The sequence below is a fragment of the Streptococcus sp. Marseille-Q6379 genome, from assembly GCF_965119505.1.
This window is the reverse complement of sequence record NZ_CBCPLV010000001.1, coordinates 606,509-632,218: the sequence shown is the minus strand read 5'-3', so window position 1 is coordinate 632,218 and position 25,710 is coordinate 606,509. Positions and strand designations below refer to the sequence as shown.

Annotated in this window: 27 protein-coding genes and 1 pseudogene; 2 read left to right on the top strand and 26 right to left on the bottom strand. The window is 40.9% G+C overall.

What is annotated here, in order from left to right:
- The first annotated feature begins 41 nt into the window (after window positions 1-41).
- Complete coding sequence (locus ACWPVZ_RS03175) at window positions 42-497, top strand: YueI family protein (RefSeq protein ID WP_064523269.1); 456 nt, start codon at window positions 42-44, stop codon at window positions 495-497.
- Between the two features lie 30 nt (window positions 498-527).
- Here the strand turns inward: ACWPVZ_RS03175 and ACWPVZ_RS03170 are convergent, their stop codons facing one another.
- Genes ACWPVZ_RS03170 through ccpA form a run of 3 tightly spaced genes read right to left on the bottom strand, consistent with a single transcriptional unit; the run spans window position 528 to window position 3,784 of the window.
- Window positions 528-1,643, bottom strand: coding sequence for a glycerate kinase (locus ACWPVZ_RS03170; RefSeq protein ID WP_454380878.1), 1,116 nt, complete (start codon window positions 1,641-1,643; stop codon window positions 528-530).
- Window positions 1,644-1,655: 12 nt separating this feature from the next.
- Window positions 1,656-2,723: an MmcQ/YjbR family DNA-binding protein gene (locus tag ACWPVZ_RS03165; protein ID WP_454380876.1), complete on the bottom strand. Its 1,068-nt coding sequence runs from the start codon at window positions 2,721-2,723 to the stop codon at window positions 1,656-1,658.
- A 59-nt stretch (window positions 2,724-2,782) separates the two neighbouring features.
- Window positions 2,783-3,784 (bottom strand): catabolite control protein A, encoded by a 1,002-nt coding sequence (ccpA, locus tag ACWPVZ_RS03160; RefSeq protein WP_454380874.1) that lies wholly within the window; start codon window positions 3,782-3,784, stop codon window positions 2,783-2,785.
- Between the two features lie 312 nt (window positions 3,785-4,096).
- On the opposite strand from ccpA, the gene ACWPVZ_RS03155 reads away from it, so the two are divergent.
- Entirely contained in the window at window positions 4,097-5,179 is a 1,083-nt protein-coding gene (locus tag ACWPVZ_RS03155) for a M24 family metallopeptidase (RefSeq protein ID WP_454380872.1), read from the top strand.
- Window positions 5,180-5,277: 98 nt separating this feature from the next.
- Here the strand turns inward: ACWPVZ_RS03155 and ACWPVZ_RS03150 are convergent, their stop codons facing one another.
- From ACWPVZ_RS03150 to ACWPVZ_RS03040, 23 genes and pseudogenes are all read right to left on the bottom strand, one after another.
- Window positions 5,278-5,646, bottom strand: coding sequence for a S1 RNA-binding domain-containing protein (locus ACWPVZ_RS03150; protein WP_002886108.1), 369 nt, complete (start codon window positions 5,644-5,646; stop codon window positions 5,278-5,280).
- Between the two features lies 1 nt (window position 5,647).
- Window positions 5,648-7,054, bottom strand: coding sequence for a Cof-type HAD-IIB family hydrolase (locus tag ACWPVZ_RS03145; protein ID WP_454380870.1), 1,407 nt, complete (start codon window positions 7,052-7,054; stop codon window positions 5,648-5,650).
- Between the two features lie 146 nt (window positions 7,055-7,200).
- On the bottom strand, window positions 7,201-7,665 hold the full coding sequence (gene smpB, locus ACWPVZ_RS03140; protein ID WP_002885905.1) for an SsrA-binding protein SmpB: 465 nt from the start codon (window positions 7,663-7,665) through the stop codon (window positions 7,201-7,203).
- A 21-nt stretch (window positions 7,666-7,686) separates the two neighbouring features.
- A complete protein-coding gene (gene rnr, locus ACWPVZ_RS03135; protein WP_454380867.1) occupies window positions 7,687-10,140 on the bottom strand; it encodes a ribonuclease R in 2,454 nt (817 codons plus the stop codon).
- Between the two features lie 62 nt (window positions 10,141-10,202).
- The gene (secG, locus tag ACWPVZ_RS03130; protein ID WP_002886135.1) at window positions 10,203-10,439 is read right to left on the bottom strand and encodes a preprotein translocase subunit SecG; all 237 of its coding nucleotides are present in this window, start codon (window positions 10,437-10,439) and stop codon (window positions 10,203-10,205) included.
- 45 nt (window positions 10,440-10,484) lie between these two features.
- Window positions 10,485-10,631: a 50S ribosomal protein L33 gene (gene rpmG, locus ACWPVZ_RS03125; protein WP_002890443.1), complete on the bottom strand. Its 147-nt coding sequence runs from the start codon at window positions 10,629-10,631 to the stop codon at window positions 10,485-10,487.
- Window positions 10,621-11,844 (bottom strand): multidrug efflux MFS transporter, encoded by a 1,224-nt coding sequence (locus ACWPVZ_RS03120; RefSeq protein WP_454380864.1) that lies wholly within the window; start codon window positions 11,842-11,844, stop codon window positions 10,621-10,623. Before ACWPVZ_RS03120 ends, rpmG begins: the two co-directional genes overlap by 11 nt.
- 50 nt (window positions 11,845-11,894) lie before the next feature.
- On the bottom strand, window positions 11,895-12,488 hold the full coding sequence (coaE, locus tag ACWPVZ_RS03115; RefSeq protein ID WP_454380862.1) for a dephospho-CoA kinase: 594 nt from the start codon (window positions 12,486-12,488) through the stop codon (window positions 11,895-11,897).
- Window positions 12,485-13,306: a DNA-formamidopyrimidine glycosylase gene (gene mutM / locus ACWPVZ_RS03110; protein WP_454380860.1), complete on the bottom strand. Its 822-nt coding sequence runs from the start codon at window positions 13,304-13,306 to the stop codon at window positions 12,485-12,487. The genes coaE and mutM overlap by 4 nt, the downstream gene beginning before the upstream one ends.
- Window positions 13,307-13,350: 44 nt before the next feature.
- Complete coding sequence (gene era, locus ACWPVZ_RS03105) at window positions 13,351-14,250, bottom strand: GTPase Era (protein ID WP_454380858.1); 900 nt, start codon at window positions 14,248-14,250, stop codon at window positions 13,351-13,353.
- A 22-nt stretch (window positions 14,251-14,272) separates the two neighbouring features.
- Complete coding sequence (locus ACWPVZ_RS03100) at window positions 14,273-14,677, bottom strand: diacylglycerol kinase family protein (RefSeq protein ID WP_454380856.1); 405 nt, start codon at window positions 14,675-14,677, stop codon at window positions 14,273-14,275.
- On the bottom strand, window positions 14,658-15,155 hold the full coding sequence (ybeY, locus tag ACWPVZ_RS03095) for an rRNA maturation RNase YbeY (RefSeq protein WP_454380854.1): 498 nt from the start codon (window positions 15,153-15,155) through the stop codon (window positions 14,658-14,660). Before ybeY ends, ACWPVZ_RS03100 begins: the two co-directional genes overlap by 20 nt.
- A gap of 216 nt (window positions 15,156-15,371) precedes the next feature.
- Window positions 15,372-15,533, bottom strand: coding sequence for a PRD domain-containing protein (locus tag ACWPVZ_RS03090; RefSeq protein ID WP_454380852.1), 162 nt, complete (start codon window positions 15,531-15,533; stop codon window positions 15,372-15,374).
- A gap of 134 nt (window positions 15,534-15,667) precedes the next feature.
- The gene (tnpA, locus tag ACWPVZ_RS03085) at window positions 15,668-16,141 is read right to left on the bottom strand and encodes an IS200/IS605 family transposase (RefSeq protein ID WP_002891962.1); all 474 of its coding nucleotides are present in this window, start codon (window positions 16,139-16,141) and stop codon (window positions 15,668-15,670) included.
- Window positions 16,142-16,273: 132 nt separating this feature from the next.
- Window positions 16,274-16,957, bottom strand: a pseudogene (locus ACWPVZ_RS03080) (PRD domain-containing protein); the annotation flags it as partial.
- Between the two features lie 101 nt (window positions 16,958-17,058).
- On the bottom strand, window positions 17,059-17,655 hold the full coding sequence (recR, locus tag ACWPVZ_RS03075; protein WP_002889030.1) for a recombination mediator RecR: 597 nt from the start codon (window positions 17,653-17,655) through the stop codon (window positions 17,059-17,061).
- A 140-nt stretch (window positions 17,656-17,795) separates the two neighbouring features.
- Complete coding sequence (gene pbp2b / locus ACWPVZ_RS03070) at window positions 17,796-19,910, bottom strand: penicillin-binding protein PBP2B (protein WP_454380850.1); 2,115 nt, start codon at window positions 19,908-19,910, stop codon at window positions 17,796-17,798.
- Window positions 19,911-20,031: 121 nt separating this feature from the next.
- Entirely contained in the window at window positions 20,032-20,868 is an 837-nt protein-coding gene (locus ACWPVZ_RS03065) for an NAD(P)H-hydrate dehydratase (RefSeq protein WP_454380848.1), read from the bottom strand.
- A 3-nt stretch (window positions 20,869-20,871) separates the two neighbouring features.
- On the bottom strand, window positions 20,872-21,726 hold the full coding sequence (locus ACWPVZ_RS03060; protein WP_022496003.1) for a bifunctional methylenetetrahydrofolate dehydrogenase/methenyltetrahydrofolate cyclohydrolase: 855 nt from the start codon (window positions 21,724-21,726) through the stop codon (window positions 20,872-20,874).
- A 147-nt stretch (window positions 21,727-21,873) separates the two neighbouring features.
- The gene (locus ACWPVZ_RS03055) at window positions 21,874-22,650 is read right to left on the bottom strand and encodes an alpha/beta fold hydrolase (protein ID WP_347105196.1); all 777 of its coding nucleotides are present in this window, start codon (window positions 22,648-22,650) and stop codon (window positions 21,874-21,876) included.
- A gap of 149 nt (window positions 22,651-22,799) precedes the next feature.
- On the bottom strand, window positions 22,800-22,940 hold the full coding sequence (locus tag ACWPVZ_RS03050) for a FeoB-associated Cys-rich membrane protein (RefSeq protein ID WP_155211674.1): 141 nt from the start codon (window positions 22,938-22,940) through the stop codon (window positions 22,800-22,802).
- Between the two features lie 17 nt (window positions 22,941-22,957).
- A complete protein-coding gene (gene feoB, locus ACWPVZ_RS03045; RefSeq protein WP_201709367.1) occupies window positions 22,958-25,096 on the bottom strand; it encodes a ferrous iron transport protein B in 2,139 nt (712 codons plus the stop codon).
- Entirely contained in the window at window positions 25,093-25,569 is a 477-nt protein-coding gene (locus tag ACWPVZ_RS03040; protein WP_064523218.1) for a ferrous iron transport protein A, read from the bottom strand. The genes feoB and ACWPVZ_RS03040 overlap by 4 nt, the downstream gene beginning before the upstream one ends.
- Between the last annotated feature and the right edge of the window lie 141 nt (window positions 25,570-25,710).

Genomic DNA, 25,710 nt, shown 5'->3' with positions numbered 1-25,710 from the left:
AATATTGTATAATACAAGTAGAAAACTAAGAGGAGATTCCTATGACTTCACTTGAAAACAAAGTGCTCCAATGCGCTAGTGGCGAAAAACGCCTAAATCCCGATGAACTTCGTCAGTATTTTGGAACCTATGCGGAACGTGTAGTCCTAGCTGTTCTATTGGAAAATACCGAAAAGAAAACTGTAATTGACAATTTTCCGCAAATATTAAAAGACTTATTAGCCGTTTACCCTAATCTTAGTCTCAAACTTTCGCCAAAATTAGCCGACCAGACACAATTTACCTATATCAAGACCGCTCAAGCACTAAATATTTCTGCAACTATCGTTGACGAGGCCAAGGCCCATTCACCATACGGTCTTATCGTACATAGTAATCATGCAGAGAATCTTGATAAAGTGTTATTTTCAGAGCTCTATCCTGATATCCTTGCTCCTAGTAAAACTGAACCTATCCTTGAAAAAAAGGGATTTTTTGCTAAACTATTTGGAAAATAAAAGCTGATGCAAAGTCAGCTTTTTCTTATATCACAATGTTTTACTGAGCTTGATGACATTCCCAATATTGAGTCCTGTGCGATAGAGATTCTCCTTAGCGGTAGCTAAAACTTGGTCTAACTCTAATACTTGTCCAATGATAGGGAAAGCAGCTGAGATACCTGCTACTGGAAAATCAGGCAAGTCATCCTTCAAACTACCACAGATAGCAATGACGGGAATAGCTGATGGTGTCCGCCTAGCCACCCCGACCGGTGCTTTACCAGACAAGGACTGGCTATCCATACGTCCTTCACCAACTATGACCAAATCAACTTCCTTCACACGTTGATCAAAATCAACGCAATCAAGTACAAAGTCAATCCCTGATTTAATTTCTGCGCCTGCAAAGGCTACTAAACCCGCTGCCATGCCTCCTCCGGCTCCTGAACCAGCCAGTTTTAAAACCTCAGGAGCAAAGTTTTCGTAGAATTGTGTCATGTCTTGGTCAACCTTTTTAAATTGTGAAGGAGCTAGGCCTTTTTGTCCACCAAAAATATAGGTCGCTCCATCTTGACCACACAAGGGATTATCTACGTCAGTAATCAGATGAATAGTAACACCAGACAAATCAATCTTATTTTTAGAGGATACCTTTTTAATAAGACCAAGATTAGCACCTATTGGCTCAAGCTCCTGTCCCTCAGAATCATAAAAACGATAACCCAATCCATATGCCATACCAATACCACCATCATTGGTAGCAGACCCACCTACGCCTATGATAAAATCTCGGATGCCAGATTGAACCAAATAAACAATTAGTTCACCCATGCCTTGTGTCGTTAGAGCTAGAGGATTTCGTTTATCCTTAGGAATCTGTTCCAAGCCACAAATCGCAGCCATTTCAAAAACGGCAGTCTGGCCATTGCTGGCAAAGGAAACACTTCCATCACTTGTATAGGCATGAGGAATCTTGATCCTTTTCTTCTCAAGATTTAGATTTTCAGCAAGAGCATCTAAGGTGCCCTCGCCACCATCACCTATTGGCATGAGGTCAAACTCAGTGTCGGGTAAGGCCTTTTCAAAGCCCAATTTAAGAGCTAAGGCGACCTCTTTTGCAGACAAACTTTCCTTAAAGGAATCAGGTGCAATCAAAATTCGCATGATGTCCTCCTTCTATTTTTCTTTTAGGTAAGGGGATAAGGACTGAACTAACTCATCTGTCATATGTCTTGGACCTCGAACAGTTTTGATACCTAAACTCTTTAGTCTATCACTGTCAAATTCGGTGTCATTAAAGGCGTATAAGGGTTTAATCCGCATCAACTCCTTAATACTCGCCTCTTCACGATAACCTTGATTAGGGATATTCGCTTCTAAAACCTGACAGAGGTAACGGATGGCCTTGGTAGGTGCCGTAATATAGATAGCCACCAAATCTCCCTTTTGCATACTGGCTTTCTGTGTCCAAAGAATCTCCTCATTTGAGGAGAACTCCTCTCCAATATCGTAGTATTTCAAATTTACCGGGATAATCCAATAATGAGGCTCAAAAGCCTTTCTAAGATGTTTTGGGGCCACTAGGGAGCGACTGTCACTAAGAAGTTCAATAATGGTTTGGTCCGACAATGTCTCGTCTAAAACAAGACTAATCCAGGTCTTCTTGGACATATGGTAGCTAGGAAAAACCCCATCCATTTCCAAGAGCTTATCCATTTGCTTTGGATTAACCTTCAGGTTAACCACATCAAAAATTAAATCCGCCTTTTCTCCATCAAGCCCTAGTTTTTCTCCCTTAAGAGGAAAAAACAAGGCATACCATTTACCATCAACCCTAAAGGACAAATAGCTTGGTTCCTTTTCGAAAGGATGGTCTGCTTGGTCTGAAAATTCTTGAACTAAAAACTGAGCTAGGCGATTAGCTTGTGGAGATGAGAACAATTGATTTTCATAACAAGAATCAGCTAGCTGTGAGAGAAGTTCTCCATAAGCTTCTCTGACTTGACCAACGTAAGTTCCAGTGGCCTGAGGACTCCTGAAGATATCATAAGGCTCATCAAGATCGATATCAACAACCTGTCCCGTCAACTTACCTTCTAAATCAATAAGCAATCGAGCTTCAAGTTCATCAGCTATCAGTGTTTTTCTGAACTCGTAACCTTGCTCGGTAGCTGTAAAACCAAAAGGCTCTAGGCTATCAGGTTTTAGGACTTTCTTTTTAAAATAAGCATCCTCAAAAGTCATTGGTTCTCCCTTTTTCTAAAAAAGAGAAGTTGAGACAAACTTATGTCCCAACTCCTTTTTTATTTTGTTGACTGACGTAAGGTAAGACCATGATTAAGAATAACATCTTTTTCTTCAAGCTCTTCCTTATTCATGATTTTAGTCAACATACGCATGCTAACTGCCCCTAAATCATAGAGAGGATGATTAATACTAGAAAGGTTTGGACGTGTGTAGCTTGTAATTGGTGAATCATTGCTTGTGATGATTTCGAAGTCTTCTGGAACTGATTTGCCTGCAGCAAAGAGGCCATTCAAGAGACCTGCAGCCAATTCATCTTCCCCAACATAGGCAGCAGTAGCACCAGAGTTCAAGACACGTTGTGCTAAATCAAAGCCGTCTTTATAGCTATATTTAGCTTCAAAGACAAGTCCTTCATTGTAGCGCAAATTATTCTTTTCAAGTCCAGCCTTATAACCAGCTAGACGGAGCTTACCATTAATATCATCGATAAGCGGTCCTGATACAAAGGCAACCTTTTCATTATTTTTAGCAAGTTGTGTTATAGAATCCTCAACAGCAGCTTTATAGTCGATGTTAACACTCGGTAATTGGTGTTCGAGGTCCACTGTTCCTGCTAGAACAATCGGCGTACGGGTACGAGAAAATTCTGCACGAATTTTTTCCGTTAAGTGATAACCCATGAAGATGATACCATCAACTTGTTTGGCAAATAGAGAGTTAATGACGGTAACTTCGTGATCGTCATTTTCATCACTAGATGCAAGAACAATATTGTACTTGTACATCGTTGCAATATCATCAATCCCCCTTGCTAAAGTAGCAAAATAACTATTAGCAATATTTGGGATGACAACTCCTACAGTAGTTGTTTTCTTACTCGCCAAGCCACATGCAACCGCATTTGGACGGTAATCCAAACGATCAATGACCTCAAGCACTTTTTTTCGGGTGTTTTCTTTTACATTTTTATTTCCATTTACCACACGAGACACAGTCGCCATCGAAACGCCCGCTTCACGCGCAACGTCATAAATAGTAATTGTTTCATCAGTATTCATAAAAACACTTCCTTTCTCATTTTACGCTCACTTATTCATTCTAATTGTATCAGATTCTGAAAACACTTTCAATTATTTTGACTGATTTTTTACAAAAAAATGAAAGGGATTCCTTCTTTATGGTTACGAGGAAGAAAGCCATTTCAGAAAAAGACCTCTCATTTCGTGTTTCCAAGACTATCCATCGCTTACAAAACTAGCCTAAAAAAGTCTCAATGAAAGAAAATGATTTAATGAAAAGCCAAAAAACAACTTGCATTTTCCCTATAAAAGTGACAGAATGAGTGTAAGAAATACAAAGGAGTTTTTTCTATGTCTAAACTTGATCGCATTCGTCATTTTTTGAATGAAAATAAAGCAGGGCTAGCTATTGTTTCAGATCCTGTAACTGTCAATTATCTTACTGGTTTTGATTGTGACCCACATGAACGCCAAATGTTCCTCTTCGTCTACGAAAATCGGGAGCCTGCCCTCTTTGTTCCTGCTCTTGAGGTTGCACGTGCCTCTGCTGTACTCGACTTCCCAGTCTTTGGTTATGTGGATTCTGAAAATCCATGGCAAAAAATCAAGGCTGGCCTAGCAAGTACAGACAGCCCTATTATTTATGCAGAGTTTGACAATCTCAATGTGACTAAGTTCCAAGGATTGCAAACGGTCTTTGATGGTCGCTTTGAAAACTTGACACCATTCATTCAAAAAATGCGCGTTATCAAGTCAGCTGATGAAATTCAAAAAATGATTGTTGCCGCTGATTATGCTGATAAAGCTGTTAATATCGGTTTCGACAATATTTCTCTCGACGTTACTGAAACAGACATCATTGCTCAAATCGAATTTGGCATCAAACGCTTGGGCTATGAAATGAGCTTTGAAACTATGGTCTTGACTGGTAACAATGCAGCCAACCCACACGGCATTCCTGGAAGCAACAAAATTGAAAAAGATGCTCTTCTTCTCTTCGACTTGGGCTGTATGGTGAATGGCTATGCTTCAGATATGACGCGAACAGTCGCTGTTGGAAAACCCGATGATTTCAAAAAAGAAATCTACCACTTGACTTTAGAAGCTCAACAGGCTGCCCTAGATATGATTAAACCAGGTGTAACTGCCAGCGAAGTCGATGCTGCAGCACGTAATGTTATTGAAAAAGCTGGTTACGGCGAATACTTCAACCACCGCCTCGGACACGGTATCGGAATGGATGTGCATGAATTCCCTTCTATCATGGAAGGAAATGACATGGTCATTGAAGAAGGAATGTGCTTCTCAGTTGAACCAGGTATCTACATTCCTGAAAAAGTTGGTGTTCGTATCGAGGACTGTGGTTATGTTACAAAAGACGGCTTTGAAGTCTTCACACACACACCAAAAGAATTGCTCTATTTTGATGTTTAATTAATCCAGAAGGGTCTTCAATTAAGTTGAGGACCTTTTCGTTTGCACTCAAATTCAATAGCCATATAAAAAGCTGACTCATCGTGAGTCAGCTTTTGCTATTTCTCCTCATGCTCTTGTCTAAGATAGTCAAGTCCTTCTTCAATCCATCCTGGCATTGCTTCTGCCAAAGGTTTAAAGCCATAGTTCAAACGACTATCAGAAAAACGATGACGATGAGGGATTTTATTTTTTTCTTCCTCAAGGGTTCTCAAAGAAAGACTGGCCTTTTGTGTAAATTCATCAAAATCAACAACTTGAACTAAGACCTCCTGGTCTACCTTTAAGGTATTGTAGATATTGTCGATATAACCTGTCTTAATCTCTGAGATGTGAATCAAGCCTGTGGTACCATTTTCCAATGAAACAAAGGCACCGTAAGGCTTGATGCCTGTGATAACACCCCTAAGCTTGTCTCCAATCTTCATCTTAGTCTGCTACCTCAACTGTTTCAATTACAACATCCTCAAGTGGCTTATCTTGGGCGCCAACCTTAACATTGGCAATTTCATCAAGCACCTTGTAAGAGTCTTCATCCACCAATTGACCAAAGACTGTGTGACGACGGTCTAGGTGAGGTGTTCCCCCATTTTCAGCATAAGCTTCTGCGATTGGTGCTGGCCATCCACCACGTTCGAGTTCCTTTTTAGCATAAGGAATTTCAGACGTTTGAACGATGAAGAATTGGCTACCATTTGTATCTGGTCCAGCATTAGCCATAGAAAGCGCACCACGGAGGTTATAGAGCTCTTCAGAAAATTCGTCCTGGAAGCTACCACCAAAGCTTGACTCACCACCCATACCAGTACCAGTTGGGTCACCACCTTGAATCATAAAGTCCTTGATAATTCTGTGGAAAATCACACCATCATAGTAGCCACTCTTGGCCAAATTGACAAAGTTAGTAACTGTTAATGGTGCATGATCAGGGAAGAGTTTAATAACCAAATTACCATGATTTGTTTTAATTGTTGCGACTGGACCTTCTACTGTATCCAAGTCAAGTTGTGGGAAATGAAGTTCTTTTTCTACCAATCCGAGTTCCTCCAAGGCATTGAAAATGCCATCTTCTTCTATTGTTCCTGTAACGTAATCTGCTTTTTCTTTCAATTCTGGTGTGGCATTACCCATAGCAATCTTAAGTCCAACATAGTCAAAGATTTCCATATCGTTTGGACCATCACCAAACATCATGGCATTGACTGGTTTAAGATTTTCATGCTCTAAGACATGCTCGACACCAGAGGCCTTTGAGATACCATTTGCTACGACGTCAGAGGAGTGTTCATGCCAAGGTACCATACGGACATGGGATGCGAGTTCTTCTGGTAATTCAAGGTCACCATCATTTTCCGCAAAAGTCCACATATGGTAAACATCATTCGACAAGTGAAAGTCTGGCTCCACATCACAAAGACCATAGACTGGTTTCATAGCATTATCAATCAAATCTGAACGCTCTGAGACAACTGGCTTATCCTTACCAGCAAAGCCCCAAGCAATTCCAATCTCTTTGCACCAAGCAACAAAAGCTTCTGTAACCTCACGAGCGAGGGGTTGGTTATAAATTTCTTCCCCTTTTCGATTAATCACATAAGTTCCATTGATGGTTACAAAATAATCGGGCTCTAGGTCTCGAATGTCCTCAACGACACCATAGTAGCCACGTCCTGTGGCAATCCCCGTCAAAATTCCTTTTTCTTTAAGCCCTTTGAAAACAGCCTTAATAGATTCAGGAATGTAGCCTGTCTTTTTAACACGAAGGGTGTCGTCAATGTCAAAGAAAACAATCTTAGTCTTCTTGGCCTTGTATTTTGTTTTAGCATCTACTGGCATCGCTAATCTCCTTTACAGTATCACAGTTAGAGTCAGGTATAGCTAGTATCCTAACTAAAGACCGCATAGTACTTTCATTATATCATGTCTTAAAGCCAAAAACAAAAAATCATCTAAGACTATAGTAGTCTTAGATGATAGGCAGTTTAACGGTTAACACTCTTGATAATACGTTTAATATCACGCTCTTGTTCACGACGCTTGATAGACTCACGTTTATCGTAATCGTGTTTCCCTTTGGCAATACCGAGCAATACCTTGGCAAAACCGTTTTTTAGGTAGACCTTAAGAGGAACTAGGGTCATTCCTGTACCCTTAAGATCATTTTGAAGTTTGGTGATCTGTTTCTTCTTGAGCAACAATTTTCTCGTACGGTCTGGATCTTGATTCCAAATATTTCCTTGCTCAAAAGGAGCAATATGGACATTGATTAACCAGGCCTCACCATTTTTGATTTGGGCATAGCCATCTTTAAGTTGGATGCGGGCCGCACGAACAGACTTAATCTCTGTTCCTGTCAGCACGATACCTGCTTCAATAGTATCAACGATACTATAGTCATGTCTAGCCTTTTTATTCTGAGCAACAACATTGCCTTCACCCTTTGGCATAGCAGTCCCTCCATTCTCATCCTATTTTCGTTTTTTAGCAACGTCCTTGTAAAAAGGTTTGTTCCCTTTTTTCTTACGACGACCACTCTCACGTCCCTTGTTATCATTATGAGGACGGTTTTGATTTTTACGTTTGTCTGGTTTCTTAGATGACTTACGTTTTTCGTCATAAGAGCCTTTACGACCATTACCATCTTGACGGTTACGGTTATCCCCACGTTTACCACGACGTTCGAAGTCTCCATTTTGACGGTCACGGCGTGGACCTCTATTGCGGAAGGCTTTCGCCTTCTCTTCACGTTCCTGACGTGCCTTGTGGTCTACTTTTTCAGTGACATCATACTCGCTTGGAAGGTATTGGAAGTCAATATCTCCGGTTTCCTTATCCGCACGTGTTAATTTGACACAGATAGGCTGACCAACTCGGAAAGTCTTACCAGTTTTTTCACCCTGAAGTGTCATGGTACGTTCATTGTAATTGTAAAATTCTGGAAGGGTAGTGATGTGAACCAAACCTTCGATGGTGTTTGGCAATTCCACAAACATACCGAATTTAACCACACTTCCGACAATACCGTCGAATTCTTGACCAACAAACTCTTCCATGTATTCCGCTTTTTTCATCGCTTCAACGACACGTTCGGCATCAATGGCACGGCGTTCAAGGGTTGAAGATGATGTCGCTAACTCAGGAATAACCTCTTCAAAATGTTCACGCGTTTCTTGAGACATATTGTTAGTGTACTCACGAATCATTCGGTGAACCAAGAGGTCTGGGTAACGACGGATTGGACTAGTAAAGTGGGTATAATACTGAGCCGCAAGTCCATAGTGCCCATGGTTGTGTTCTGAATAGCGGGCTTGTTGCATTGAACGAAGCAACATCATGTTCATGACCTCTGCTCCGGGTTTGCCTTGAACTCGCGCCATGAACTCTTGCAAGTCTAGTTGATCCATCTTATTGGCAGTTCCTTTGATTTGAACACCAAAGATAGAGGCATAATCCATGAAGCGTTGCAATTTCTCAGCTTTTGGCTCTTCGTGGATACGGTAGATAAATGGCAACTTAGCCTTAGCGAAATGCTCTGCCACACATTCATTGGCAGCCAACATGAAGGATTCAATCATTCGCTCGGCTGTTCCACGTTCACGCACCACGATATCCACTGGCATCCCCTTCTCATTTACCAAGATACGAGCTTCAGATGTATCAAAGTTAAGGGCACCACGACGCTCACGCATGTCTTCTAAAATCTTATGCAGTTCTGCCATAGCTGATACAGAGTCCATGATTGGCTTAAACTGCTCAATCTTTTCTGGATTTCCAGCCAACATCTCATTGACATCACTGTAGGTCATACGGAAGGTTGTATTAATCACAGATTGACAAATCTTATGATTAACCACCTTACCTTTTGGAGTAATTTCCATAATGGCTGACTGAGTCAAGCGATCAACATTAGGATTTAGTGAACAAATACCATTTGAAAGACGCTCAGGCAACATTGGCACCACACGGTCTGTCACATAAACCGAAGTCCCACGTGCTACGGCCTCACGGTTAAGAGCTGAACCTTCAGTGACATAGTAGGACACATCGGCAATATGAACACCAAGCTCAAAATTACCATTTGGCAAACGCTTAATATGGACCGCATCATCCAAGTCCTTAGCATCAGCTCCATCAATAGTAAAGGTTACCTCTTGACGAAGGTCAACACGACCAAGGAGGTCTTCCTGACTAGGTGCATCTGGTACAGCTTCTGCTTCCGCCATGACATCCTCTGGGAACTCTGAAACAATATCCATTGATTCTAAGACTTCCAAGACATCAATACCAGCATCCCCTTGATGACCAATAATGTCACGAACACTTCCTACGAAGTAATCATAGTGACGGTTAGGGTATTTTTCAATATCAACCTTGATAATTTCAGTACCGTCTAGGGCAACTGGTTCTTTCTTAATAAAAATTGGCTGCTGAATTTTTTGATTTTTAGACTTAATGTAACCAGCATAAGGTTCTTTCTCGTCGCTAAGGATAAATTTCCCTACAACAGTCTTAAGCGAACGTTCTACAATTTCAACAACTCGTGCTTCTGCTGCCGTCCCACGCAAACGATCCGCTGGCTTCTTGATAACAACAGCAACAGTATCACCGTCAATGGCATGGCCAACATCATTACGACCAATGAACATATCATCTTCACTGTCATCGACATGCAAGAAACCAAAACCGTTCTTATTGGCACGGAAAACACCTTCAACAGTCACCTGATTTGGATTTTCTTTCTTAGGACGCAAGGAAACAGAGCCATCTCGATTAAAACGCAACTGTCCCTTACTTTCCATGGCTGATATGGCCTTGATGAGCTGAGGAAACTTTTCTCCCCCAGCATGATTAAGAGCCTGGGCAATGTCGTTTACACTGGATTTCCCATGCTCCTTCAAATAATTTATAATAGATTCTTTCATGATTTCCTTTTCTTTTATTTATTGACTATAACGCAAAAAATGAGCCAACCTCAGTCAGCTCATTACTTACTTGAGAGAATGGAAAGGACGATTGCATCTACAATCCATAGAAAAACCATGATTCCTGTAAAGCGTTGCATAAAGGCTTCAAAACCACGTGGTTTACTACGTTCAAATAGTGCTTCTGACCCACCACCATCAAAGACATTGCTACTTGGATTCTTTTGTGGCTGCATGAATACCGCAATCACAATAATAGCTGACATCACCAAGAGCAGCGTTAATAATAAGTCGTACATAGTTATTCCTCCGAAAAAGTCCTTTTTATTCTACCATAGAACCCTTTAAGATTCAACATGTAAGGTTACTTTTCTATCCTTGGGGCAGAATTTGGGTACCTGAATTTTCTCAGGATGATTTTGTTTATTTTTACTTGTGAGATAGTTGATACTCCCACATTCACTACACTTTAAATTGATTTTAACTCTCACCTATATTCTTGACTCCTAGCGATTTTCTAAAGATGATTAAGGACCAGACAAAATTTCCAAAGACAATTATTGCGGTCACAAAGAAGACCCAGCGATAACCTAGTCCAGTCGCAACTGCTGAACCAACAAAAGGACCTAAAACTTGTCCAATGTATGAAAAGCTTTGATTAAAGCTAAATATTCTTGAGATTCCTTCCTTGGGTGTCATCTTGGTCAATAAAGAATTGACACTAGGCATAAGGGCACCCACACCGAAGCCATAGGCAAAACGTAAGATACCCAATTGCAAGGCTGAACCGGCAAAACCACAAAGGAAATACAAGAGGAAGCTATAAAATAGCCCCATTAAAAGCAAGCGATGATTCCCAATACGGTCTCCCAATTTTCCCAGAAAAGGGGTACTCAAGAGACTAGAGAAGCCCATAGCAGAAACAATTAAACCTGAGTAAAAAAGGATATTGTCCCTCTGACCTAAATAACGAATATAAAGGGCCAACATAGGCGCAATCGATTGGGCAGAAATCTGGATAATCATACTGGTCACAAAAAGGCCAATCAACATAGATTTGCTGGGAATTTTCGCAAAAATCTGAGAAAGAGTCATCATCTCTCCCTTTTCGATAGGTTGAAAATTCTCTCGCAAACCAAAGACAGTTAAGAGGCAGCAGATAAATAGAATGAGGCCCACCAATAAAAAGGTCCCTCTCATACCAAACGCCTCAGACAAGGTACCACCTAACAAAGGGCCAATCAGAACACCTGCCGTTAGACCCGTAGATAAGGTCCCCAGGGCATAGCCAGAACGGTTCTGAGGAACCTGACTAGCAATTAAAGCTGTGGCATTTGGAACATACCCCGCAAACAAACCATTCAGCGTTCTTAAGAAAAGCAGCCAGAAAACATTTGGGACTAAGGCAAGACCTCCCATTGTAAAAGTCATCACCATGCTGGCTCTAATCATCATGGGCTTTCGGCCATAACGGTCAGCCAAGCGTCCCCAAATAGGAGAAACCAGGGCTGAGGCTAAAGCAGAGATGGCAACAGACAAACCAGTATACCATTCAACCATGTCTCCTTTAACACCTAGTTCCTCAATGTAGAGGGCCATGAAAGGCATAACAATGGAGAAACTAGCTCCAGTAAAAAAGGTTCCTATCCATGCAATTTTAAGGTTACGTTGCCAATCAGTACTTTTAAGCTCTTTTTGGCGCAAATAATCATCTTCTTTCTAAAATTCACTATCCATTATATCACAATGACTAGCTATGAGGAGCTAGGTAAATCATTTATTGCGCTCTTCACTTTCTCCTTCAAATCATCGAGACTACCGTTATTATTAAGAATCAAGCTGGCATAAGGCTTTTTCTCTTCTAAAGACATCTGGCTAGCGATACGCATACTAGCTTCCCTTGAACTTAAGTGATTACGTTTCATCAAGCGTTGGCGCTGGATCTCAGGTAACACTGCCACCAACCAAATCTGGTCAAACCAGTCCTGATACCCATTCTCAATAAGTAAGGGAATATCCATGAAAAAAACATCTTCTTTCTTGGCCAAACAATCCCTTTGAGTTGCTAGTTCCTCTCGAATAATTGTCCCTTGAATCTCAGCAGACCGATGTCTCATCTCCTCATTCGAAAAAATCAGTTGCCCTAGTTTAGAACGATTCAATTCTCCATTAGGAAGGAGAATCTCCTCTCCCAACCAATCAAGCAAGGCACGATACAAACGGCCTCCTTTGGCCTGCATATCGTGGACAAGCTGATCAGCATCAATGACCTTGTAACCTGCCTCTTTAATCATTTCAACAACCGTTGATTTTCCTGAAGCAATACCACCTGTTAACCCAATAATCATCGTTTCTGACAATGAGGACACAAATGTGTCCCTCTCCCTCCTAACTTGATTTTTTCAATTGTGCTTGCGCAGCGTGGACAAGGCTGTCCCGTCTTTCCGTAAACCTGCAAATAGTTCTGCATGGTTCCGTCCTCACCAAGGGCATTACGATAGGTCCTTATGGTTGAGCCGCCTTTTTCAATGCCAAGCTGTAAAATGGCAATTGTTTGATCATGGACCCGCTTCATGGCTGCCTTGCTGAGTTCCTTTGCTGGCATTTCAGGATGAACCTTGGCCGCCCAAAGCACCTCATCAACATAGATATTTCCTAGACCAGCCACCAATTTTTGCTCCAAGAGGAGACTTTTAATGGGCTTTGCAGAACTCATCAAGGCTCTCTCAAATAGAGCGTATTTAAAGGTCTTCTTAGTAGGCTCAGGACCAAGCTTTTTCCTTGTAAAATAAGCCTCCTCTTGGCTTTTAGCAAATAAATCAAAGTTCCCAAACTTGCGGACATCTTGATAGACGAGGGTGGAGCCATCATCTAACTTAAAGAATAAGTGAAAATGCTTGTTGGTAGGAACTTGATCTGTAAACAGCAGGTATTTTCCCTCCATACGCAAGTGGGAAATCATAATCAACTGTCCAAAGTCAAAAATCAAGTACTTGCCTCTTCGTCGCAGGGCTTGAATGGTTTGACCAGGTAAATCAGTCAAAAAACTATCGTAGGAGGTCTTAATCATTTTTGGAACCTTGACCTCAAGCGACAAAATAGTCCGACCTACTACTAACCTTTCTAAACCTCGTCTAACAGTTTCTACCTCAGGTAACTCAGGCATCTGCTCCTCCTTCTAGCAAGAAAGCCGAGCAAGTGCCCAGCTTTTTAATATTCTTTTTCATTGTAACCAAAATCGGCCAAATCAAGTTTTTTATCACGCCAATTTTTCTTAACCTTAACCCAGGTTTCAAGGAAGACCTTGTCTCCAAGCATGACTTCAATATCTTTACGAGCAAGGGTACCAATTTTCTTGAGCATGGAACCTTGTTTACCAATAATAATACCTTTTTGGCTGTCACGCTCAACCATGATTGTCGCACGAATATGAATCTTATCAGTGTCTTCATCACGCTTCATCTCATCAATGACAACCGCAACGGAGTGTGGAATTTCTTCACGTGTCAACTGAAGGACTTTTTCACGAATCATCTCTGATACCAAGAAACGCTCAGGGTGATCTGTGATTTGGTCCGCTGGGAAATATTGGAACCCTTCCTCAAGGTTATCACTCAAGACATCCACAAGGTGGGAAACATTGTTCCCTTGGAGGGCAGATATCGGAATAATCTCCTTGAAATCCATTTGTGTACGGAAATCGTCAATCTGCTCTAGGAGCTGATCTGGATGGACCTTGTCAATCTTATTGATTACCAAGATAACTGGAACTTTAGCTTGTTTGAGGCGTTCGATAATCATATTATCACCCTTACCACGGGGCTCATCCGCTGGTACCATAAAGAGGACTGTATCAATCTCACGAAGGGTTGAATAAGCAGATTCTACCATAAAATCTCCAAGAGCCGTCTTAGGCTTGTGAATCCCTGGGGTATCGATAAAGACAATCTGTTCCTTATCGGTTGTGTAAATTCCCATAATTTTATTGCGGGTTGTTTGAGCCTTATCACTCATGATAGCAATCTTTTGCCCCATAACATGGTTCAAAAACGTTGATTTTCCTACATTAGGACGGCCGAGAATAGCCACAAATCCTGATTTAAATGTCATATAACTTCTTTCCTATTTCGTTTTAATTGAAAATTAAGTGCCAAATTTTAGGTATGAAAACAATCATCCCCGTAATGACTGCATAACAAGAAATCACTAAAACAGCTCCAGCAGCCATATCCTTGGCATTTTTGGCTAGCATCGAAAAGTGATAATTACTAGCTAAATCGACAACATTTTCAATGGCAGAATTAACAATCTCTAGGGCAATTACGAGAAAAACTGCCATCAAAAGAAAGAGCCATTCTGTCGCAGACACACGGAAAATCAAGCCAGCCAATACCACCAAGATAGCTGAAACCAAGTGCTTGCGCATATTGCGTTCTTCTTTAAAAGCCGTTATTATTCCTGTCAGAGCAAACTCAAAACTAGCTGTGAATTCTCTATTTTTCCACTTTTTTTGTGGATTATTGTCGCGTAAGTCCATAAGCAGTCAAAATTTCTTCCTGTAATCCAAACATTTCCGCTTCTTCTTCTGGGGTGTAATGGTCATAGCCATTGATATGGAGAAAACCGTGAACAACCAAGAAACCCATCTCACGTTCAAAACTATGTCCATAATCCTCAGCTTGTTCATGAGCCTTATCAACGGAAATAAAGAGTTCACCGATATAACTATCAAACTCTCCCATCATTTCAGCTAATTCAGGATTTTCAGCCAACTCTTCCTCATCAAAGCTAATATCTAATTCAGGCTTATACTCCAAACTAATGACATCCGTTGGACGGTCTGTATCACGATATTCCAAGTTTAGTTCGTGGCTACGTTCGTTGGTTACAAATGTAACAGCCATTTCCTTGTCTTCCTTGCCAAGTTTTTCTGCTGCAAAATCTAGCAACTCCAAGGTTTGTTCTTTTAATTTCTCAGAGACTTGTCCAGTCTCGTCAATCATTTCAATATACATAAGATTCTTTAGAAACGGCTATGCTCATTTCAAGCACAGAACCGCTCGCTTCCTTTCACTAACTCATTAGCTTTTTATAGAAATACTCAAATACATAGAATCCTAACTTTGAGTATTTTTAGTTTAATATTAATCACCTCATTATACCATAAGGACACAGAAAAAGCAGACTTAAGCCTAATTGTCTGCTTTTTGTATGGCCTCTCGGTGAATCGCTTACTTATCCAAACTATCCTTAAGACGTTGAATATGAATGGTTAAATAGACCTGTTCGTCCAAACTCAATTCAAATGTATAACCCGCCTTAATATAGTTAGCAATCTTTTGGGTACAGATAAAGGATTCTGGATAATTTACCCTAACCTGCTCGTAAGTCAAAACCACCCGTGAGAACGGGTGGCTTGCTCTTCGGCTGAAAGCCTCTGCTACCGGCCGAGGCCTAAAGGCCTACCGAATGGTTTCCCTTCAGCACCACCTTTGCTAGCTGACCCGTCTAGCGGGTCTCTTTAAGATTACTTTCTTTTATTCTTCTCACCTGTAAACGGATCATACTCCTCAAATAGACTTAGCTGATCTGCTATCACGTCTTCTTGTAATTGATTACGAATATATTCTTCAATTCGCTTCTGATTTCGTCCAACCGTATCAACATAAAACCCTCGACACCAAAATTTGCGATTCCCATATTTATACTTTAAATTAGCGTGTCGATCAAATATCATTAAGCTACTTTTGCCCTTTAAATATCCCATAAATGAGGAAATACTTAGTTTCGGTGGTATACTCACCAACATGTGAATATGGTCTGGGCAAGCTTCTGCTTCATGAATTTCAACACCTTTTCTTTCGCATAATAATCGTAAGATTTGACCAATACTTGCTTTGTATTTCCCATAAATTATCTGACGTCGATATTTGGGTGCGAACACAATATGATACTTACAATTCCATGTAGTATGTGCTAAACTATTATTATCCTGTCTCATCAGGGGTCCTCCTTTTGTATATTAGTTAGCGGTCGGGAAACCTTATCTAATATAACACTTTAGGGGGACTTTTTTGATACATCGCTAAAAGCTTTTCGGAACCACTAGCACAGCTAGTGGTTTTCGTGAGACAAGAAAAGCATCATTTTTACCACCACTAACCCCACTCACAATCCGTTGCGCTAGATAGCGAAGATGTGTAATAAATCGGTTATAAGAGAAACTATCCTCCTCCAAATCACAACCAAAATGAAGACGGACAATGTCACTAATTCCAACCACAATTTGAGTCATCTGTCGGTCTTTTTCATGGAGACCCGCATCCTTTTGTGCATTGACAAAATGTAAAGCGACAGAGGCAGCCTCATCATCTGCCAATTTAACTTCTAAATCCTTGACAATCAAACGAAGAGCTTGTTTTCCAATCTCATACTCCCGAGGGTAAAATTTTCGAACCTCCCAAGCCAAGGGATTCTGCAGAGAAATACCTTCTCCACTTCTTTCAATGGCGTAATGTAGGTGGTCAGCTAGGGCGATGAAAAAAGAGGGGTCAAACTTGGGTTGTAAGACAGCTTCAGCAAAAGTAAGGATATTCAAAAAGACCTGCATTTCACCTTCAGGCAAATTGACATAAACACGAGACCATTCATCTACTGCCTCTGTATTTTCCAAAACAAAAGTCTTTTCAATCTTTTCCTTATCAACAAAGTCTCCGACCTTCTTTTGAAAGCCCAGTCCCTTGCCCATGACAATGTATTCCACATTATTATCCAAAGCCTGAACAACATTGTTGTTTAAAATCTTTTCAATCTGCATCATGATCCCTCGTCATTAAAGCGTTTACTTTATTTTACCAAATTTTTAATGAGAAACCTACTTACTGCAAACAAAAAGCGCTGGACTTACCAACACTTTTCCTAAAGTTCTGTTCGATTTTCGATAGCTCTTAGCAAGGTCACTTCATCAGCATACTCGATGTCAGAACCAACAGCCAAACCACGCGCTAAACGAGTCACCTTGATTCCCGCAGGTTTGAGGACTCGTGAAATATACATAGATGTTGCCTCACCATCTGCTGTTGCATTAGTAGCAATGATAACTTCGTCAACCTCGCTATCCATAAGACGAGTAATCAAACTTTTCAAGTTAATATCATCTGGTCCAACACCATTCATAGGGGAAATAAGCCCTTGAAGCACATGGTAGAGACCACGGTATTCCTGAATCTTTTCCATAGCTGAAACATCTTTGGAGTCTTCAACAACCAAAATCTTAGTACGATCTCTCGTTTCATCTGTACAAATGTTACAGGGATCATCATCTGTCAAACGACCACAGACCGAACAATAAGTCAATTCACGTTTGGCTGCCAAGAGGTTTTTTGCGAAATCATTGACATCTTCATCAGACATGCTAATGGTATAAAAAGCTAGGCGTGTCGCTGTTTTAGCCCCAATTCCAGGGAGTTTTGAAAAACTATCAATCAGCTTCGCAATTGGAGTAGGATAAAGCATGAAGGTCTCCTGTTCTTTATATGATTTTATTCATCTCTTATCTTTTGTCACTGTCATGGATATGTCTTTACCCAAGAACAAATACTCAAACACTATATCACAGAAAAATCCCTCGTGCAAGGCACGAGAGATTTTCATATTTAGTGAGTATTTTGATAAAGTTCCATGATAGCTTTGACCGCATTTTGATGGGCCTTACTCTTCCAGTCTAGAGCATGTGGATACATAATCCCAACCGCCAACTTAGTACCATCTTTGGCAGTCGCATAGGCCACGGCATTAAGGTTAACCGTTGTTACAGAGTTACCGGAAGCATCCGTTGCATAAGTTTCGGCTGTCCCTGTTTTACCACTAATTGGAATGATAGAACTTGCCATAGCTTTACCAGTCGCAAGGCTAGAACCAGAATTAACGACATCATTAAAGCCTTGTTGGATAATCCCCATCTGCTCAGAATCAAGAGGTAAGGTATTTAATACACGTGTATCTACCGTTGAAGCTAGAGTTCCTAAGCTACCATTAGTACCAGCATCATAAATACCTCCCACAATATGAGGTGCTACACGTTTACCACCATTTGCAATTGAAGCAACATACTGAGCCAGCTGAATGGTTGTATAAGAATCGTACTGACCAAAGGCCTCTGTCAAAACGTTGGCTACATTGTAATTCTTAGAAATGTACCCTTCTGATTCTCCAGGCAAATCAAGTCCTGTAGATACCCCCATACCAAAATCAGCGTAGGTATCACGAAGTGTCGTCATGGCCTTATCCATATTGTCAGTCGACAAGGCCATGCCTGGAACATACTGTTGGCCAAGTAGTTTGATTGCAATCTGCACCATATAGGTATTTGATGAATATTCTAGAGCCTGTGTCGCGGTAATAGGACGGCTACCTTGATCTGTAAACCAAGACGTAATCGAGGCTGAACCAGCAATGTTGATTGGTTGGTCAGTCAAGACCTGATTTCCATAGATGGCACCTGAACGCCAACCAGCAGTTAGGGTTGCTCCCTTAACAACAGATCCTGGAATAAAGACATCAGTGATTGTTCCTAAGGCATTTGCTTTAAAATCTTGTGCTCCTTGTTCATGTTTTTGCCCCGCCATGGCAAGTACAGCACCAGTTTCAGCATTCATAACAACGGCATACATTCCTTCAGAATAGGTAGCTTTGTTCTCTGAAATCTCTGAAGAAAGCTGTTGACCTAGGATATCTTCAACTCCCTTTTGGAAATCAAGGTCGATGGTCAACTGTAGATTGTTACCCTTACTTCCCTTTTGAGTGATTTTATCACTAGCAACTTCGCCTTCCTTGTCTACTGTAATCTCACGAACAGTATGTTTCCCTTGTAGCTTCTCCTCGTATTCTTTTTCTAGATAAGAAGTTCCTACACGGTCATTAAGGGCATAACCTTTTTTGAGGTATTCCTTGGCATCTTCTTGTGGCAAACCTGCTTCTGAACTTGAGACTTTCCCGATGAGAGGTGACAAGGCCGAATCAACCGTATGACGTTCCCAATCCTTAGCAACCGTAATACCATTGAGTTCCTTCTGTTTAGCTGCTACAATCGCAATTTGTTCAGGTGTCAAGTCTCCTGTTTTCAATGTGACTGTTGAGAAATTAGAAACAGCATTCATCTGTGAGTAAATGTAGACAATCTTAAGCTCATCCTCAGTGTAATCCACTGCTTCATCAGGAACGGCATCAACAGCATTGTTGTAAATAGTAGCTTCAGCTAATTTATTACCAAACTTATCTGTTTTCTTGTCCTTTGGAAGATCATTAACCACACGTTTGTAGGTGGCAGAATCCGCTAGATAGAAATCGCGTTTCTGGCGTGCTGTTACCTTCGTCTCCGTTAGTGTTACCATGGTCGCTAACTTTTCAGCGACCTTCTTCATAGTATCTGATGACACCAAATTGCTACGTGTAAAGGTGATAACGTCCTTACTCTGGTTGGTCGTAAGAGCGACCCCCTTAGCATCAAAGATTTGCCCACGTTCGCTTGCAATTCTAACCGTATACTTGGAGTTATCCTCTAATTTCTTAGTATAAAACGATTTGTTATAAACCTGCATATAGGTCAAACGTGCAAAAAGCAACAAAAAAAGGACAAAGACTACACCAAAAAGCAAGTAAACACGACGTGAGATGTTTACTGGCTTTCTAGGTTTATTCGCTCGTTTTTCTTTTTGTTTTTGGCGCCGTTTTTCCCATTTTTGACTGAGTTTTTTCGAAAATGATGTCACTTTTTTTCCTCTATGTTCTCATAAAAATTCTCTTTTATTTTATCACAAATAAGCTTTAGCAAACTTAAAAAAATGTCGAAATCGAAAAAAACTTGCCTCAATACAAGACACGTTTTTTAGATTATAATGATAACTTTTTCATCCAGCTAGGAATAGCTTTACTGATATGTGTCGGCAAAACCACATAGGCATTTTTAGCCAGATCATCAGCGATAGCTGAGTGAAGCCAGGTAGCTACTGTGACAGCCTTATAGCGATCAATTGAAGGGAACTGGGCCAGAAAACCAGTAATCATACCAGCCAAGGTATCTCCCATTCCTCCTGTGGCTTGATAAGGCCCACCAACTTCTAAATGAGCTACTTTTTCACCCTCATGGACAGCCGTCTTGTGACTCTTGGCAACCAGGATTGTCCCAGCTCGGAACTCTCCCAAGGCTTTTTGAGTGTTGGAAACTGTCTGCTCTGGAATCCTTAAACCAGACAAGCGTTCCCATTCTTTTTGATGTGGGGTGAGAGTAAGGTGACAATCTGGTAAGTCCTTCTTATTTTTCTTAGCCAAAAGATTGAGAGCTGAGCCATCAACAACCAAATTTTGATCTGCCCTAATATTTGACAGCACCAAGTCCATAGCCTGACTAGCTGCACCATCTTCACCTAGGCCAGAACCGATTAATACCACATCAGCTGCCCTAAGATTCTCAAGAAATCTTTCAGTCTCTCTAAGGTCAAAAGCCATGGCTTCAGGGAGATGAGCATGAAGGGCTGTGATATTTTCACGATCCGTAGCCACTGTGACCAAGCCTGCCCCACTATTGACACAAGCTATGGCAGCCATAATGATGGCACCACCATAAGGATAAAGCCCACCAACTAAAAGCACTCGACCGTAAGAACCCTTGTGAGACTCTCTCAAGCGAGGTGTTATCACTTGCCTAGCTAAATCGTCATCAACTTTCATAAACTATCCTTTCGCACTACGAAGAGCAGCTTGATAGGTCTGTTCCATCAGCATAGTAATAGTCATAGGGCCTACACCACCTGGAACAGGCGTGATCATGCCAACCTTATCTTTCACTTGATCAAAATCAACGTCACCACAAAGTTTGCCTTCTTCATCACGGTTGATTCCCACATCAATGACAACAGCACCCTCTTTGACATATTCTTCTGTTACAAATTTTGCACGTCCAATAGCTACAATCAAGACATCTGCCTTGCTACAAACCTTAGCCAAATGCGGTGTTCGTGAGTGGGTCAAGGTAACTGTAGCATTCTTTTCTAGAAGAAGCTGAGCCATAGGTTTACCAACAATATTACTACGTCCGATAATAACTGCTGTCTTACCTTCCAATTCAACATTGTACTCACGAAGGATTTCCATAATCCCAGCCGGTGTACAAGGCACCATTTGACGGCGACCATTCCAGAGATTACCAGTATTCATAGGATGGAAACCATCGACATCTTTTTTAGGATCAATAGCCAAAAGAATACGCATTTCATTAATATGATTAGGCAGTGGCAATTGAACCAAGATACCATGGAAAAGCGGATCCTGATTATAGCGCTCAATAACTTCAATCAACTCTTCCTCACTAATACTCTCAGAAAGATTGACCGTCTGACTATGGAAGCCAGCCTTTTTAGCAGCACGTTCCTTATTACGCACATAAACCTGACTGGCAGGGTTATCACCGACCATGATTACCACGAGTCCTGGCACAATCCATTCCTTTTCTTTTAGACGTGCTACCTTATCATGCAATTGATCCTGCATTTTAGCAGCTAGGGCCTTACCATCCATTATTATCGCCATGGGTGTTCTCCAATACATACTTTTTTTCAATTATACCATAGTGAGGACTCTTTGTGACTAAATTTTCTAAATTTTCAAAAAGACGTTTCAAATGAAAACTAAAAAAGCTGGAATTGCCTTCCAACTTCTTCTGATTATCTTTCGTGACTAATCCACAAAACCATTTTGCTGACTCCACCCCTTAATAACCTTCAAGGTCTTCTGCTGGTATTTGCCACTTTCATACATGTGATCTGCACCTGTTAAGGAAACGAGAACAGAATCACGGTAGTTCTTAGCTGTTCTTCTAGCAATATTAGGATGAGTCATCTTATCCTTTGTTCCTGAAATGACGAGAACAGGACATAAAATGTTACTAAAGTCCACATCAGCTGCCTTTGTCTTATCAAACCAATGAAGAGCCATCTGAGTATAAACTTTTCCTGATTCAGGAACCAGACCAGCAAAAACTTCCTCTTTCAAAGTTTCCTCTTGTTCATTCATGCAATACTTGAAAAACTCCTTTTTATAAGGGGGCATGGCTTTTTTCCAAAAACCCCAGCGTAAAAAGTGTTTGCCAAAACAAGCTAACATGGTTGGATAAAAGGCATAAATATCTGCTGTCGGAGCAGGTCCCATGAGAATCATACCAGCAACTTCTGTCTTTTCAGCAACCATTTGAGCCACCAGACAGCCTAAAGAGTGCCCTAAAATGAGTGGTGGTTGGTCTAGACTTTCAATCAAAGCCACTAAATCATCTCGATAGTCCTGCAGGGTAACAGTCCCAACTTTAGCTAGGCACTCTTGATAAGGTAGGTCATGGTAACGAAAGCTAGGTGTATGCACCTTGTATCCCATTTGACGTAGACCTGTCGCAAATTCTCCCCAAACATTGCCATCACACCAGGTCCCATGAATTAGGACAATCTCTCTGTTCAAAACCATTCCTTATACATCTCCCTTTTTTGTTAAAAATTTAGATTATTTATCTATCTTATAGTATCATACTTCCAACCTACATACCTTTATACATTTCTTACAATCGTAAGAAAATGGTCTCTTATTCATTTAAGAGACCATTTTTCTATATATTATTAGCGATTAACCTTATGCATTTCTTCCTTAACCGGACAAGAACACTCACAATCGCCACAAGAACCTTTTCCTTTGATATAGTGACGGATGCCAAGACCAGCCAAAGCAAAAATAATGAAGGCAATGATAAACGTTGACATAACAATTCCTCCTAAACCTAAATATGGGCTTCTTGAAGATTATCCAAGCTAATGATTTGATCCTTAATCTGACGTGGTTTACGAACCACAAAATAAATCATGGTCACTAACAGCAAGAAAGCAACAAAAGTCCAAATTGTCATTGACTTGCCGTATAGGATAACTTGGCCAAACTGATAAAGAATTAAACTCACACAATAAGCTAGGCCTGTTTGAAAACCGATAGCACCAACCGTCCATTTAAGATTGGCCATTTCACGCTTAATAGCTCCAATAGCCGCAAAACATGGGGCACAAAGTAAATTAAAGACTAAGAAGGAATAAGCTGCTAGGGAAGAATAATCTCCTCGTAAAGCCGCAGCTAAACCAGCTTCACTGCTATTATGATAGAGAATACCAAAGGTGGCAACAACAGTCTCCTTGGCAGCTAAGCCTGTAAGAGCCGCAACTGTTGCCTTCCAATTTCCAAATCCAAGCGGATCAAAAATCCAAGACAAACTCCTACCGAGAGTCGCCAAAATGCTGGCTTCCGTATCTACCGTATGTAGCGTAAAGTTGTAGTTAGACATAAACCAGATAAGAACTGTCAAACTGAAAATGATGGTTCCCGCACGTTTGACAAAACTCATAGCCTTACCAAAGGCATAGCGCAAAACTGACATGGCTTTAGGCCAATGGTAAGCAGGCAATTCCATTATAAACGGACTGGTTAGGCCACCCAAAAAACTCGTCTTTTTGAGGGCAATACCTGATAAGATAATGGTAGCCATCCCAATAAAATAAGTACTTGGTGCTACTAATGAGTTACTAGGGAAGAAAGCTCCAGCAATCAAGGCAATTATTTCCAACTTGGCCGAACAAGGCATGAAGGTTGCCGTCATAATGGTAATGCGACGGTCCCTTTCATTTTCAATAGTTCGACTAGACATAACCGCTGGAACCCCGCAACCTGTCGAAATCAACATGGGAATAAAGGATTTTCCAGAAAGCCCAAAACGTCGGAAAATACGGTCCATAACAAAGGCAATACGACTCATATATCCAATGTCCTCAAGCACACCCAAACAGATAAAGAGCACAAAAATTTGAGGAAGGAATCCTAGTACTGTCCCAATCCCAGCGACGATACCATCAACAATCAAAGACTTAAGCCAGTCCTGAACTTGAAGAAAGTCAAGACCAGAAGTTACCAAATCTGGAACATACTTACCAAAAAGCACATCGTTAGCCCAGTCTGTCCACATGGTTCCAACAGTTTGGATAGATAAGAAATAAACCAAATACATAACTGCTGCGAAAATTGGTAAAGCCAAAATACGGTTGGTAACAATCCTATCAATCTTATCTGACAAGGTCAGGGCAAAATCTTCCGTATGACTTTGAGCCATCTGACAAACACGTTCAATAAAGGCATAACGCTCATTAATGACAATTGACTCCGCATCTTCTGTGAAAATTTCCTCAGTGATACGAATGATATCTTTGATTTCTTTTCGTTGGAATGGGGACAAGCCTAGCTCAGCCTCAACTAAAGCATCGTGTTCAAAGAGTTTAATGGCATAAAAACGCGCAGACCTTTGTGGTACCGAATTTCCCAAGACTTCCAAAATTTGTGAGATGGCAGCTTCTAACTTATCGTCATAAATTGGAAAGGCAATGTCACCGACTGTAGAAGTCGTTGTATGAGCTGCCTTCTTCACTACCTGATCCACACCAGTTTGTTTGAGAGCACTAGTAGCTACTACTGGGACGCCTAGATGATAAGATAATTTATCAACATTAATCTGTTTTCCCTGAGCCTCCAAAACATCACTCATGTTAAGTGCTAAAGTGACTGGAATACCTGTCTCAATCAACTGCGTTGTCAGATAAAGGTTACGCTCCAAATTAGTCGCATCAACCACATTTAGAATACTTTCGGCCCTTTGGCTCAACAAATAGTCACGCGCTACCTTTTCTTCAGGGCTATAGGGTGACATTGAGTAAATCCCTGGTAAATCCTGGATTTCTAAATCCTTATTCTTTTTGACCAGACCACTTTTTCGTTCTACAGTAACACCCGGCCAGTTACCAACACGCTGATTGGTCCCTGTTATCAGGTTGAATAAACTGGTTTTACCACTATTAGGATTACCTATTAATGCAATTTCTGTCATTTTTCCTCTCCCTCGTCCAGCATGACCACACTAATCATTTGCGCTTCCGACTTGCGTAGGGTTAATTCATACCCTCTCAAGCTAATTTCTAGAGGATCTCCCAAAGGGGCTACCTTACGCAATAAGACCCGAGTACGCTTTGTAATTCCCATATCCATAAGACGCCGTTTGGTCTCATTTGCTGAAAAAATATCAGTAACGATAGCCGAACGTCCAACTGGTAATTCAGAAAGAGGTATCTTTTCCTGATCTTCCTCCGCAGGTGCCAAATCAATCTTATCTAGAATCGAAGCATCAAAGGCTAAGCGACTCCCCTTTACGATAATAATAGCACTGTTCTTGGTCTTAGTTACCACCTCAATCATTTCACCGGCAGCCAGCCCTAGGTTAGATAAGTGCAAAAGACTATCCTTAGGGAGGTTAATGCCAAGAATCCGGTAAGGCGTTTTTAAGGCCGCATCATATATGAGCATTTTTCTTGACCTACTTTATTATTTTTGATACGGCATCATTATAGCATATTTATCCATCTTCTACGAAAAATTATCCTAAACAAGAATGATTCTAGAAAAGCAGAACACAAAAAGAAAAGGCCGGAAAAGTTCCAGCCTTCA